This is a genomic window from Algoriphagus oliviformis (assembly GCF_017254915.1).
Lineage (GTDB): Bacteria > Bacteroidota > Bacteroidia > Cytophagales > Cyclobacteriaceae > Algoriphagus > Algoriphagus oliviformis.
This window is the reverse complement of record NZ_JAFKCT010000007.1, coordinates 246731-260817: the sequence shown is the minus strand read 5'-3', so window position 1 is coordinate 260817 and position 14087 is coordinate 246731. Positions and strand designations below refer to the sequence as shown.

Genomic DNA, 14087 nt, shown 5'->3' with positions numbered 1-14087 from the left:
GGATATGAAAAAATCGTTTATTCTTCTCCTCTTATTTGGCGTCCTCTCTCCCCTGGTGGCCCAGCAATACGGGTACAAATGGAGAGTGGGACTGAGCGCAGGTACCACCAACTACTACGGCGACATCCAGCCCATGGGACTCAACAGCTTCAAAGACTTCACCAAGCTCTACGACCGATACGAGCACTATGCGGAGCGACTTTCCTATCAGGGCTCGATCGAGTATGCCCTTGGCAATTCCGTCGGCCTGATGCTTTCTGCCGGCAGCTATCAGTTTGGATCGGGAGATAGGTTTGTGGAAAATGACGGCTCCTTGTATGCCGATGGCGAAAATTTCGACCGCGCGCTAAACTTCCAAACCAAGCTGCTCGATGCCGGTTTGTCCCTGGTGCTGAAGCCTGACAACAACTGGCTCCTGCCGGGCAGGTCCTTTTTTGCGCCCTACCTTACCCTCGGCGCAGGCTACCAGTCCTTCAGTGTTTTTGGCGATCTGCTGGATGCGAATGGCTCACGCTACGACTACCGCAACGCCTCTGTGATTCCGGACGGGACTTTCGAAACCAAGCTGAGCGACTTGGACACGGAGGTCGCTGGAGGCTATTCCAGATCGTCGTTTTACACAAACGTCGGCCTAGGCTTCAGGATCAGGCTGGGAAAAGGACTGGAGCTATTTGCCCAATCCGACTTCAAAAGGGCCTTTTCTGACTATCTGGACGATGTATCCGGAACGTACCGGAGCAGCTATGACAACGACTTCCAGGAATACGCAGCCCTTCCCGGCACCAATGTCCCCACCGTGGACCAACCTTACCGGGGGAATCCTGACGGCGAGCCTGACTGGTACATCTACCATGGCATTGGCATCAAATTCAGCTTTGGGGCAAACAAGAAAAGCTTTACTCCCCCTACCATGAGCCAGCAGCTGACGTATGTCCCGCCCAGACTTTCCCAAAAAGAGAGCATCCCAGTGGACACCATTTCCACCGAAACGCCAAAGCCCGCTTCGGAAGGTACAGTAAACTACTTCACCGTCATCCAGCTTCCGGGATGGCAAAAGGCAAGTCCTCAGGGGACTTCTGCGCAAGACTCCGCCGCATTGGCTGAGATGGCCCTTTTCAGAGACTCGATTGCCACGAACAGAGAGGAAATCCAACGGGGAGTGGCACAAGCGACCGAGCAGATCGAGGGGATCGAAGCGAGCATTGGCTTGGCTCTCGAGGACAGCACGCTGACCGATTCGGTGAGGCAGAGCAGAATTCAAGCGCTGGAAAACGAGCGCACCGTACTCATGGGCAACATCACCAGCCTAACCTTTCTGGATGCGCAGCTGCAAGCCAAGCAGGATTCGCTTGATTCCATTTCCAAAGCTACCTTGATCGTTCCCACGGACACCGCAAAGCTGGTTCATCAGCTGCTGATCTATCCCGGTCAAATGGGCAAAATCCTGTATTTGAGTTCTGGCGATGCAGAAATCCACCTTCAGGACCAAGCCGCTGACAAGGACTCTGTCCAGCGCTCCGCATACCGGATGGAAAATGCGGACTCCACTCGGCAAGCCCTGGACTCGGCCAAAGTCCTCCCAAACGTGCCGAGCCCGGCGGCCCTCGACACCACCGGGCTGATGACCCGCGAGGACTTCGACGCGAAAATGGACCAGTTCAGGACAGAAATGCTCCAAAGCCAAGCCGAAAGGGACTCAGCCATCATCACCTCACTGGCTTCGATAGCCGCAAGCCCGCAGCCTGCCGCTTACCAGTCCACTTCAGCTGAAAACCCGCCCGCCGACCTGGCCGCCGTGGATGAAAAAACCAGAAGAAAAGTGCAAAAAAACAGGCAAAAGCAGGAGAGCTTGGAGGAAAAGAACAACAACCTGCTGAAGGGCGCCCTGATCGCGGGAGGGGCTGCCGCTACCACGGCGGCTATCTCAAGCTCAGGAAAGCGCAAAAGGGCCGAAGAGCAGGCTGCGGTGGATTCTTTGCTGATCAGCCAGATCCAGGCCGACTCCATCTTGATTGACAGCCTCCAGCGGCTGGTGCTCGAGCCCAGACTGAAGGTGCAGCCCGACACGGTATTTCTTGAGTCGGACACCGTCTTTGTCGAAAAGATGGTCGACTCCCTGACCTATTCCCTCTTGAGCGAAATAGAGGTTTACTTTGGCATCAACCAGTCAACGCTGACCGATGAGGAAAAGGAAAAACTACAGGAGGTGAAGGAGCTGGCAGAAGCCTTCCCAAACTTGAAGCTGGATCTAAGAGGATACGCCGACAACACAGGGAGTATCGCCTACAACCTCCAGATCTCCGAGAAAAGAGTCAATGCGGTCCGTGACCATTTGATTTCCATCGGGATAGAAGCCTCCAAGATCAGCTCAAATGTGGGAGGACTGATCATTCGGGGAAAAACCAAAGGCTCGGTGGATTCGGACCGAAAGGTAGAGGTAAGGTTTAGGGAAAAACCGGTCGGCAGCGTTGCCAAGCCTAGTCCCGATAGTACTTCCGCACCAACTCCATGATTTTGTGAAACACGGCCGTGTTTTCGTATACGCCCCGAAAGTCGCCGGAATGGGCGCCATAGGCAAAGATCGGCACCAGAATTCCCGTGTGGTCATCGCTGTGGAAGGCCAGCTCGACGGTATTTGACTCTATATCGCCTTGAGGAATCGAAACGCCTCCAGTCTCGTGGTCGGCAGTGACAATCACCAGCGTGCCCGGATGCTCATCGGCAAACCGCAGCACCCTGCCTATCACCCGGTCAAAGTCCAGCATCTCCGTCACGATCATTCCGGTGCTGTTTTCATGGCCGCCTGAGTCGATGTTGGCGGCCTCCACCATCAGGAAGAAGGGGACACCCTTTTTCTCCAAAAATCCCAAAGCAGAAGAGGTGGCCTCTAGGAGGTAATCTCCCCTGCCGTCGAGCACCTTCGGCAGCGATCCCGGCGCGACAAAATAGCCGACCCGACCGGCTTCCCAGGAGCCAAATCCATCAACCAGCTCAAATCCCGCCTGCTGCAAATCGCCCAACTGAGCACCAAACCTGTCCCCTCCCCCGCCAATGAACAAGTCCAGCTTGCTCTTGGGCAGGTAGGCGGCGATCTGCTCTGCGTCGTCCCGCTCGGGATGATGGGCGTAGAAGGAGGCTGGCGTAGCGCCGGTCAGCTGATCCGTGGTGACAATCCCGCTGGAAAAGCCAAAGCCATCCAATAGATCTGGAAGGTTTTCCAGGGCATTTCCTTCAGGGTCAACGCCAATTGCGCGGTTGTTGGTTTTCTCGCCGCTGGCGTAGGCGGTGGCACCCGCTGCGGAGTCGGTGGTAAAGTCATCTGCGGCTTGGGTCTTGACCAGGCCCATGTTTTTCAGCTGGGTCAGGTTGAGCTGGTTGCCGTTGGTGAAAAGCGCCGAAGAAATCTGCGCTAGGCCATTGCCGTCCCCGATCATCAGGATGACGTTTTTCACGGGCACATCCGCCCCATCCCCGGCAAACCGCGCGGGATAGACTTCATGGACGCTGTTGTTTTGGTAAACGTTCTCCGGAAGCTGGGACAGGTAGTCGGCAGCTTCCATGGGGCGGTCGGTATTGATGTAGTCCTCGCCCATCTCGTGGAATGCCTTCCAGGCCGACTTGCTGTCCGGCGAGCCCCAAAACCGCACCGGTCGGTCGAAGCTGTGGACCAAGTCTATGAAATCCTGCAAGCTTTTCCGCTCGTCCTCCACCATTCTCCCTTTTCCATTCCAAACGGAAAACTGCCGAAAGCTCAGGCTCACCATCCCGATCTTGCTCCAAGGCAGTTCCTTGCCCAGCTCCTTGCTTTGGTAGTCGAAAAAAATGTACTCCGGATAGTTGCCATAGTCGCTAGGCTTGGGCCGGTTTCCGGAGATGATCAGCTTCAGGCCATGGGGATTGGCGGCGCCAAAAAGTACGTCGCGGTAGTCCTCCATGCTTTTCAGCAGCACTTCCAGGGTGGAGTAGGCCTCGGTCTTCAGGTCCACCAGCAGATGAAACTGTGCCGTGGACACCAGCCCGGTCTTCACCCCCTCGGCAATGGGATCCAGGTACAGGCTCCCGATCGTCCGCTTGGGATCAATGCTCTCCGCCTCGTGGGCAGCCATCAGTTGCCCGTCTTTCAGGATCAGGTCCACCTCGATGGAGGAGGCGCCGGCGGCGTAGGCTGTCCAAAAGGGCACCGTCTGCAGGTAGTCGTTGTGGGAATGGATCTGGAAGGCTTGGGATCGCTGCGCGAAAACCTGAAAGGGCAAAAGCAGCACCAGCGCCAAAAGGCTGTAAAAGAATCTTTGCATGCCTAAAAATAGGCCATTCCGGAATATTTGGAAGCACTTTTCCCCTTCGAAAGTGGAGGCTTAACATATTCATAAAGCCCGGCTTTGCCTTTACCCCTCACTTTTCAAAACCGGCTAAAAACAAGCCACTTACCCCACCATCCCATGCCGCCTCCTTTTTCAAATCGTAACAGAAAGGTGACAAAGGATTTCCGGATTGGCCCCAAAAAAGACGGAAATTACCCAGCAATATGCCTACCATGAAAACCACCCTATCCTTGGCAATCTTGGCCCTTTGCCTGGCCAGCCCACTGTCGCTTTCCGCCCAAGACCTCAAACTCAACCAGATCCAAGTCATCGGAAGCCACAACAGCTACAAGAGCCAGATGGCGCCAGAGCTGCTCGACTACCTGTCCAAAATCAACCCCGCCGCCTCGCAAAGCCTCGCCTACGCCCACATTCCCTTGGAATCCCAACTAGACCTGGGGCTCAGGAATCTCGAGCTGGACGTATTCCACGATCCACAGGGAGGCCGCTACTCCAATCCCAAAGGCCTGGAAATCATCCAAAGCGCCGGTGGGAAGCTTCCCGACTACGATCCCAGCGACGCACTTGCCAAAGCCGGGCTGAAGCTCTTTCACGTGCAGGACTTGGACTTTCAGTCGCACTACCTGCTCTTTGCGGATGCGCTGGCAGCGCTGAAAAAATGGAGCGACGCGCAGCCCGACCACACCCCGATCTTCGTTCTGATCAACGCCAAAGACAGCCAAGTCCCTGGCACGCGCTCCACGCTGCCCTTCACTGCCTCGGCCCTGGACAGCATAGACCTGGAGATCCGAACCCATCTCGGCATGGATAAGCTGATCACGCCCGATCTGGTTCGGGGTGAGTTTGCCAGTCTGGAAGCCGCGGTGCTGGCTGGAAACTGGCCGAGCCTGGACGAGGTTAGGGGCAGGTTTCTTTTTGTACTGGACGAAAACGAGGAAAAGACCGAGCGCTACCTCAGCGCCAAGCCAGACCTGCGGGATGCCGTGCTTTTTGTCAACAAAAAAGAAGGAAACCCCAACGCTGGATTTCGCATCATCAACAACGCGGTGAAAGACGAGGAATACATCAGGGATTTGGTCGGGAAAGGCTACCTGATCCGAACCCGCGCCGACTCCGACACCAAAGAGGCGCGAGCCGAGGATTACGGAACCTTTGAAAAGGCCAAGGCCTCCGGCGCGCAGGTGATTTCCACGGACTATTACCAGCCTTCCACTTTCTTCGAATCTTCCTATCGGGTCGATTTCGGGGAGGGCGGCTATGAAAGACCCAACCCTGTTTTGGTGAAAAACAACATGATTATCCGGAATCTTACCAGTAAGCGATTTTGATTCTTCAATCGGGCCTGCCTGAGCAGACAGGCTGGAAGACCGAAGACCGAAGTAGGGCAAAGCCCCAGTATTGCCGTTCTTTCGGATTGTCACGGCTACCTTCTGGCATAAAAGCGGATAATCATAAAAAGTAACCTCCAATATCAAAGGAAGACCTGCTTGGCTTGGGTCAAAAAACCAGAATTAACGCCTCGGCCCGCCCTTCCCTTTGGCACCACCATCGGATCAAAGACACTTCAAACCACCAATCCCATGCACTTTGTATTGAATCCCACCGCAGCGGCTTTTCAGCCTTCCTGTCACCTGCCAAGCCAGTGGGACGGCGCCTCTGCCCCGCTCACGGAAGCCGACCACATCAACGAGTTTTTTGACCTATACCGGATGGAGCACCGCTGGCTGCTTGAAAACCAAAATCCCGGCGGCTGGGAAAGCGCGAGCACAGCTTGCGAGGACTACCTTGAGTACAGCAAGCAGCACCTGCTGGAGCTGACTACCAGCTGATCCTTTCTCAGAAGCCCAAGGCATTACCTTCGTTTTCCCTTTTCCCCCTCCCAAAAACAACAGCAACAAAAAAGCCGGTGAGCGTCGTGCTCACCGGCTTTTGCCTATACAGGCGACTCAGCTCTTAGTAGCCGGGGTTCTGCTCCAAAAATCCTGCTTCGCTGGACGCGCCGTCCATCGCTTTTTGCGGAATCGGGAACAATCTTTTGTTTACGTCGGAGTCGGTCTTTTCCGTCCAGGAGTCCTCGTACTTGCCGTAGCGGATCTGGTAAACTCTACGGTGTCCTTCCCAGTACAGCTCAAAGCCGCTTTCCCGGAACAGGATGTCCAGATCCAGGCTGCCCAAAGGCGCCGGAGTCTGTGCCGGTCGGGCATTTCTGGAAGTTCTCAGCTTGTTCACATCGGCCAGAGCTCCCGCCACGTCGCCTTTTCTCAGCTTGGCTTCCGCACGCATCAGGTAGATCTCGCCGAGGCGGATCAGCACCAGGTCCACGCTGCTAAAGTTGCAGCAGTCCGGAGCCGTGTGGCTAAACTGGTACTTGGAAAAGCGGTATCCGGCATTGTGCAGGCTGCCCTCGGTGCTGAAGTCCACTTTCAGCGTGTGGTCCACGTAGCGGATGTTTGCCCCGCTGCTTCTGCGGTTGACCACCGGATAGATTCTGACCATGCCGTCTTCGCACTTCATGATGTTGCCGCTGCCGTCCTTTCTCGGCCCCCAGATCACGTTTCTGAGGATCCCCCGGTCGATTTCAAACTCGGTCGCCAGCACGCAGTAGTAGTGGTCGGCGTCATTGGTGGGATTGACTCCGGTCAGATCCTTCAGATGCTCTGGGATGACGGTGTTTTCCTTGAAAAAGCGGGCATCCGCCTTGGCTGGATCCACATTGCCGTAGGCATCCACCCAAGTCTGGTAAAAATCCGGAGTGGCCGCCACCGCGTCCGTACCGCGGGTACTTGGAAACTCAGGTCTTGGCACCAAGTCGCCGGAGATAGACCAATAGGCCCATCGGCTGTGCTCGGTCTGTAGTACGCCTCTCTGGTCAAGGGAAAAAATGATCTCCGAGTTGGTGTCGTTGTCATCGCTGAAGATGTCAAAGTACTCCGGAGAAAGGGCATACGGGCCATTGATGACCTTGTCTGTGTAAAGGATCACCTTGTCCATATCGGCAGCGCTAAACTGCGGGGTGCCATAGGGATCGCGATACACCGCGGCGTTCAGATACAGCCGAGCCAGCAGGGCATCCACCGCATAGCGGTTGAGCCTGCCCGCTCCCTTGTCTGCGGGAATGAGGTCCACCACGGAGAGCAGCTCTCCCTCCAGGTAGGAGACCGCCTCTTGACCCCGAAGGATCTCCGACATGTCGCTGGAAGCGTCTTTTTTGAAGACCAAGCCCCAGTTGTCCAGAGCGAGCATGTTGAGGTAGGCTTTCATGGCGATCATCTCGTTGAGGGGGCCTTGGGCGGCGGAGTTGCCGTTTTCCAGCTCCAGACGCAGGCGCTCTTCCGCCAGCACCGCTCGCGAGAGGGTTAGGGTAATGTAGGTCCAGGCGTCACCCACCAGGCTGTTTCCAGGGGTCATCAGGTGCTGGTGCACGGCGATAAACTTCCCTCCGTCAAACCAGTCCGTGCCTCCCCGGTAAGGAAGGATGCCCTCGTCGGAGGCCACTTCCTGCAGCCCAAAATTCACCGTGTGCATCCATACCTGCCGGAGCAAGCCATAGACGGGCGCGATGGAGCCGCTCACTACTTCTGCCTCGCCGGTTCCGGTCAGGGACTCGTCGAGCACCTCCTCGTCCAGCGTGGTGCAGGCCAGAAATGCGCAGAGAAAAGCAGCTACCGGCAGTATTTTGTTAAACTTATTGATTTTCATCTGATTGTAGTTTTCTATGATTGGTTGATCAGCTCCTTGCTTAGAAGGTCAGGTTTAGGTTGACCGAGAAAGTCCTCGCCCGCGGATAGGTAAAGCGGTCGATGCCAAAGGTCTGGATGCCCGCGGAGGTGGAGCCGGTGTTGACCTCGGGGTCAAAGCCAGAGTAGTCGGTGATGACAAACAGGTTTTGTCCCGTGACGGAAAGGCGGATATTCTGGAATGCGTTGCTGATGCCCAGGCGGTCCGTATCGAGGTTGTAGCCCAGCGTGGCATTGTTTAGCCTAAAGAATGACCCGCTCTCCAGAAACCGGGTAGAGACAGTGTTGGAGTTGTTGAAGGACTCCTCGGGATACTGCACCGCAAAGTCGGTGGTGTTGTTTGACCTGGAGAGTTGGGCTTTGGTGAAAAGGGACATGGCGGTGTGGTTGTACACCTTGTTGCCCGAGGTACCGTTGAAGTTGAAGCCCAGGTCGAAGGCCTTGTAGTTGAAGTTCATGTGGAAGCCGTAGATGAACTTGGGAATGGCGCTTCCGACCACGCTGCGGTCGTTGTCCAGCACCTGCCCGTCTCCGTTGATGTCCTTGAATCGGTTGAGGCCGTCTTCCCCTATCCCGTCAAACTGCAGCATGTAAAACGCCCCGATGGGCTCGCCATTGATGTAGCCGTTGATCGTAGCGCCGGTCTGGCCCGCACCCTGGGCAGCGCCGGTGGTCAGCACCGAGTAGGGAGAGTCCCTGACCTCGTTTTGGATAACAGTGAAGTTACCCCCGATGCTGTAGGAGAAGGCATTTTGTCTAGGGCTGCTGTAGTCCAGGGCCAACTCAAATCCGCTGTTGTGGATTTTCATATCCTCGATGTTGTCCCAGTAGGTGGAGGTAGGCTGTACGGGATCGGCAGGCACCACTTCCAGCAGGATGTTGGAGGACACCTTGTTGAAGTAGTCCAGGGTACCGCTTAGGCGATTCTCAAAGAAGGCAAAGTCAATCCCAAAGTCGATCTGGGTAGAGACCTCCCACTGCAGGTCGGGATTGGCCAATCTGGTGAAGACGATGCCATAGGGATAGCCGTCCAGGGAAGTGGCGTCGGTATCGATGGGATAGGTATTGTAGCTTCCCCCACCGGTGGACAGCCTGTCTTCCGAATAGCTGGCCTTGGTGATCTTGGAAGGAATCTCTTGGTTACCAGTCTGTCCCCAGCTCGCACGAAGCTTCAAATTGTCAAAAGCAGAACCCGCCATGAAGTCTTCCTTGGCCATGTTCCAGCCCAACGCAAAAGAGGGGAAATACCCGTATTTGTTGTTTTCCCCAAACTTGGACGATCCATCTGCCCTCAGCGTCGCGGTGAGCAGGTACTTGTCCGCATAGGTATAGTTCACCCTGCCAAAGAAGGATTGCAGCTCATTTCTCACTGCAGAGGAATTGACGGTGGTCGGGTACTCGCTGGTGCTGTTGTGGTCCTGATAGCGGGGCTCGATGTTGTTGTCGGCAAATCCCCTCGCGGAAGTCACGCGGTACTCGTCCAGAAACTTCTGGTAAGAATGCCCCACCAAGACAGTGACGTTATGCTGGTAGTTGTTCCAGTTGTAGGTCAGGGTGTTTTCCACCAGCTGGTTGGTATTGGTGCTGATGCCCACGTCCAGGGTACCGTCCGAGATGTTGGATTCGTTGATTACCTCGGTGTAAGGTTTGTACTGCTGGTACCGGTTGGTGCTGGAGTAGTCCACGCCCAGGTTCAGCTTGTAGGTAAGTCCATCCAGTATCTCAAAGGAAGGAGAGATAGTTCCCAAAATACGGTTGTTGGCCGCATGGTCGCTGTAGAGCTCGTAGCGCTTCAGCGGGTTTAGCGCATTGGTATTGAGCAAGGTAGGCTCACCATTGGTATAGGGGGCGATGGTGGGATTGAGGTACAGCATGTCGCTGATGGTGGAGGTGATGCTGGGCCGCAGGTTTTCCGTGTGGGAAGCGGTGAGGTTGTAGTCCACGATCAGCCGGCCGTTGAAGGCCTTTTGGTTCATGTTCAACTTGCCCGAAAAACGCTCCAGTTCGCTGTTTTTCAGCACGCCCTCCTGATTTTGATAGCCCAGGGAAGTGAAGTAAGAGAACTTCTCCGTGTTGGCTCCGCTCATGGAAAAGTTGAAGTCCTCGGAAAAGCCCACCTGGGTCAGCTCATCCTGCCAGTTGGTATTTGCCCCAAAATCCTCCAAGGCTCCGCCTACCGCCACGACCTGTCTTCGAAACTCGTCCGCACCAAAGACGTCGATCTGGTTGGCAAGGGAAGACCAAGCGGTAGAAGCGGAAAAGTTCATCTGGCTGGTGCCAGCCTTGCCTTTTTTGGTGGTGATCACCACCACACCATTGGACGCGCGGGATCCGTAAAGGGCCGCGGCGCTGGCATCCTTCAGCACGTCTATGCTCTCGATGTCGTCTGGATTGAGGAAAGTGAGGGGGTTGGATGCGATGCCGTTGTCAGAATTGTCCAAGAGAAAGCCGTCCAGCACATAGAGTGGCTGCGTACCGGACCGCAAGCTGCCTATCCCCCTGATGATCACGTCCTGGTTTGCACCGGGCTCACCGCTGGTGGAGGTGACGTTTACCCCGGCCATCTTGCCTTGCAGCAGGTCCACCGGATTGGTGATCACCCCTTTGTTAAACTCCTCGCTCTTGACCGAGCCAATCGCCCCGGTGACATCGGAGCGCTTTTGGGTACCATAGCCCACGACTACCAACTCGTCCAGCTGGGTGGCGTCCGGCAGCAGCTGCACAGAGATAGTGGTCTGGCCGCCGAGGGTCACTTCCTGCTGTAGGTAGCCCACGTAGGAAATCTGCAGCACCGCGCCAGCTGCCGCTTCTATGGAAAATTTGCCGTCAATGTCGGTCACGGTACCGAGGGTGGTACCCTTTACCCGGATGGTGGCACCCGGCATGGGAGCGCCGGTCTCATCGGTCACCGTACCGGAGATGGAGGCCCGGGCCACGGTCAAAGCCGCTACTGACGGGCCTGCCTCCATACCCTTGGCAAAGAGGCTGGAAGGATTGGCTAATCCCGTCCAAAAGACCACACATGCGGAAGCACAGAGGATTTTGGATGCTTGTAAATTTGAATGCATAAAATTAAAGTGTTGGACAACTATGATTTCAATAACTCACTTTAAAAAGGCCTTCTTGTAGGCTCTTCTTTATTCGTCCAAACTTACAGCACCCAAAAGAGCCCAATATCAATGCAAGTTTATCCTTGGATTAATTATGGAAAGGAGGCTTTACACAACGTTAACCCAGTCTTGTTTTGTGGAAGTGAATCCGGCAGTTACTTGCCCCGAGCAAACAGAAAACAATATAAGATCCTGCAAAAGAGAAGGTTAACCAGCAGACCAGCACAGCAAAAAGTAAGAACCTAAGGCGGCAAGGGCTCGCAGGTAGGTTAGCAAAACGTTAAGTCCGAAAAAGAAGCGGTTGTCAGCCATCACTTGTTCCAGTTCCCGATGAACCGAACACCGACACCGGCGATATCCGCCAATACGTCCTCCGCTTCTATCCTTTTTAACCTTTGTTTAGACTTCTTTCCTATTCCTTCGCGCCTTGGACAAAATGTAAATTGGTTTGGATAGTCTCACCCGACGTGCCCTATACCCAAAACGTGGTAGGACGACAAGCCCATACCTGACAATAAATACCTATAGCTCTAAGGTATAGGCAATCAACTCGGCTGCCTGAGGGCTTTCAAAGGACTCCTAGCTGCTTGCGCCCTGCTTTTTTTTGACCAAATTATTTCGAGAAGAATTGAAAAAAGAACATGATTATCCGCTTTTATGCGACTAGGCAGCCGCGACAATCCGAAAGAACGCTAAAATTGGGGCTTTGCCCTACTTCGCTCCTCGGTCATCGCCTGCCCGACGTGTCGGGATCTTCCAGCCTGCCTAAGCAGACAGGCCTGTCTGCTTAGGCAGGCCCGATTAAAGAAGTAAATTTGCTTACTGGCAAGATTGCGGATAATCATGAAACCAGATACCACAGATCGAAACTACTTTCAAATACCCCTACATCTCAAAGCCAAAAGTAAGCATCAGTGACTCTACCAAAGTCGACAAAACGCCGTTTCTTCTACCCCGTACCGAAAGGCGATGCTGGGTGTAGAGACGGACGAGAGCCACGAATAGGACAGCCCCCGACCGCCTGCGGCTTTCCCATCTTTCCCGGGGATATCGACAACTTCACCAAGCTACCTTGTTGAAAGGAAGCCCCTCGAAAAAGTTCCTTTTTTTTCCCTGCTGCATGGTGATCAAGCCCCGTCCCAGACTCGACCTTCATTCAACTTAAGTCGCATAAAAAACTGTTTGATTCTTTTCTGAAAACAGAAAAAGAGCATTTTCCGTGGTCGTTTTTCTGCCCGTTTCCTTGTCCTTTCCGAGTACCATCCATTACGACTATTTTCCTGTCTCAAAAAGCTCCAATAAGCAAAAACTGCGTCTCGTACCCACAAGGGCTGTCCCTGAGTTTGGTGGGAGGATCCGATGGGCAAGGGTACATGCAGGGCTTCTTATTAACATAAATCCCACCAGCTCATTTCAGACCATCCGGTCGCCCGAGGGACGGGAGGCCGGGTCGATGATTTCCCGACTTTATCATTTGTATCCAAAATTGAAATTCGGATTGGAAGTGCGAACACTGTCCATAATTACCGTAAGCTCTCGGGCTTTTTCAGGCATAGAGCCCGCAAGGTCGTTGGATTCGGTTGGATCACTGGACAAGTCATAAAGTTCAACCTGTCCATATCTCTCCTTAGACACATTGAGCCTTACAATTTTCCAATTGTCTTTTAGTAAGGCTTGTTTTCCCCCAAACTCATGAAACTCCCAATACAGGTGCGGATGAGACTTTTGGGATTTTTTGCCCAATAGCGTTGGCGCAAAGGAAATCCCATCGGTATCTTTTGCTTGCTTTCCAGCTAATTGGGTAAACGTCGGAAGCAAATCCCAGAACACGCCACGATAACCGGATGTTGCCCCAGCTTGGATTTTGGCAGGCCAGCGTACAATAAAAGGCACCCGAAGCCCTCCTTCATACAGGTCTCTTTTTTGCCCTCGATAGATCCCGCTGCTTTTGAAGAAATCAATATCATTGACAGACCTTCCTCCTTCTACATGTGTTCCGTTGTCAGAAGTAAAAATCACAATTGTGTTTTCATCTACTCCCTGACGCTTTAGGGTTTCGAGGATTTTCCCTACCTGCTGATCGATAAACGTTACCATCCCGGCATAGGCTGCTTTGGGAAAGCGCTGAGGGCCGTAATGTCTCCCATGAGGCCAAGGCTGTTCGTTTGGAAATATACTCTCTCCCTTGGAGTCGAGATAGGGCTGAATCGCTTCAGGACTCAGGACTAGCTCGGCGTGAGGTACGGAATAGGACAAAAACAGGAAAAATGGTTGGTCTTTTTTTTCCGTGATAAACTCTTCTGCCAGTCGCGTAAAATATTCATTGGCATACATTCCCTCAGGAATCGCCTGTTTTTGGATCAAGCCCCGATCCAGCACATCCAGGGAATCGGGCTTTTGAAAATGTGCGTCAACGTGATGCAAATGACCCGAAAACACATCCCAACCCCGTTTTTCGGGACTTCCTGTCGAACCCAGTAAGCCCATTCCCCATTTACCAAATAGTGCGGTCGCATATCCGGATTGCTTCAGGTATTCGGGAAGGATCTTTTGGTCGGGGTCGAGCGGAAATTCCCCATTGCCCCGCACCAGCGTATGCCCACTATGCTGGCCAGTCATCAAACTAGCCCTAGATGGTGCACAGACGGTATTCCCAGCATAAAAGTCAGAAAACAGCATACCTTCGCTTGCCATCCGGTCCAGCACTGGAGTTCTGATCATTTTTTGCCCATAAGGCCCAATATCTCCGATCCCCAAATCATCTGCCACAATCAATACAATATTGGGAGCTTTGCTTTGAGCATAAGACAGCCCAGTCATGCAAAAAACCACCAATGAAAAAATTAATGCCGAAATAGTTTTTGTTCGAACTCTCATGATATAAATAAAAAAGGCCAGGACGGGCTGCCCCATCCTGA

Annotated in this window: 7 protein-coding genes; 3 read left to right on the top strand and 4 right to left on the bottom strand. The window is 53.9% G+C overall.

Going from position 1 to position 14087, the window contains the following annotated elements:
* Nucleotides 1-4 precede the first annotated feature (4 nt).
* The gene (locus tag J0A68_RS16520; protein ID WP_206579336.1) at nt 5-2512 is read left to right on the top strand and encodes an OmpA family protein; all 2508 of its coding nucleotides are present in this window, start codon (nt 5-7) and stop codon (nt 2510-2512) included.
* On the opposite strand, the gene J0A68_RS16515 is transcribed toward J0A68_RS16520, so the two are convergent.
* Nucleotides 2478-4295: an alkaline phosphatase gene (locus J0A68_RS16515; RefSeq protein WP_206579335.1), complete on the bottom strand. Its 1818-nt coding sequence runs from the start codon at nt 4293-4295 to the stop codon at nt 2478-2480. The genes J0A68_RS16520 and J0A68_RS16515 overlap by 35 nt on opposite strands.
* Nucleotides 4296-4534: 239 nt before the next feature.
* On the opposite strand from J0A68_RS16515, the gene J0A68_RS16510 reads away from it, so the two are divergent.
* Together J0A68_RS16510 and J0A68_RS16505 are read left to right on the top strand one after the other, a co-directional pair.
* A complete protein-coding gene (locus J0A68_RS16510) occupies nt 4535-5650 on the top strand; it encodes a phosphatidylinositol-specific phospholipase C1-like protein (protein ID WP_206579334.1) in 1116 nt (371 codons plus the stop codon).
* Between the two features lie 252 nt (nt 5651-5902).
* Complete coding sequence (locus tag J0A68_RS16505; RefSeq protein ID WP_206579333.1) at nt 5903-6151, top strand: hypothetical protein; 249 nt, start codon at nt 5903-5905, stop codon at nt 6149-6151.
* A 124-nt stretch (nt 6152-6275) separates the two neighbouring features.
* Here the strand turns inward: J0A68_RS16505 and J0A68_RS16500 are convergent, their stop codons facing one another.
* The 3 genes from J0A68_RS16500 to J0A68_RS16490 all read right to left on the bottom strand — a co-directional run bounded on the left by J0A68_RS16500 (nt 6276) and on the right by J0A68_RS16490 (nt 14082).
* Complete coding sequence (locus J0A68_RS16500; protein ID WP_206579332.1) at nt 6276-8021, bottom strand: RagB/SusD family nutrient uptake outer membrane protein; 1746 nt, start codon at nt 8019-8021, stop codon at nt 6276-6278.
* A 40-nt stretch (nt 8022-8061) separates the two neighbouring features.
* Nucleotides 8062-11127: a SusC/RagA family TonB-linked outer membrane protein gene (locus J0A68_RS16495; protein WP_206579331.1), complete on the bottom strand. Its 3066-nt coding sequence runs from the start codon at nt 11125-11127 to the stop codon at nt 8062-8064.
* A gap of 1512 nt (nt 11128-12639) precedes the next feature.
* Complete coding sequence (locus tag J0A68_RS16490) at nt 12640-14082, bottom strand: arylsulfatase (RefSeq protein WP_236025630.1); 1443 nt, start codon at nt 14080-14082, stop codon at nt 12640-12642.
* Nucleotides 14083-14087: the final 5 nt, after the last annotated feature.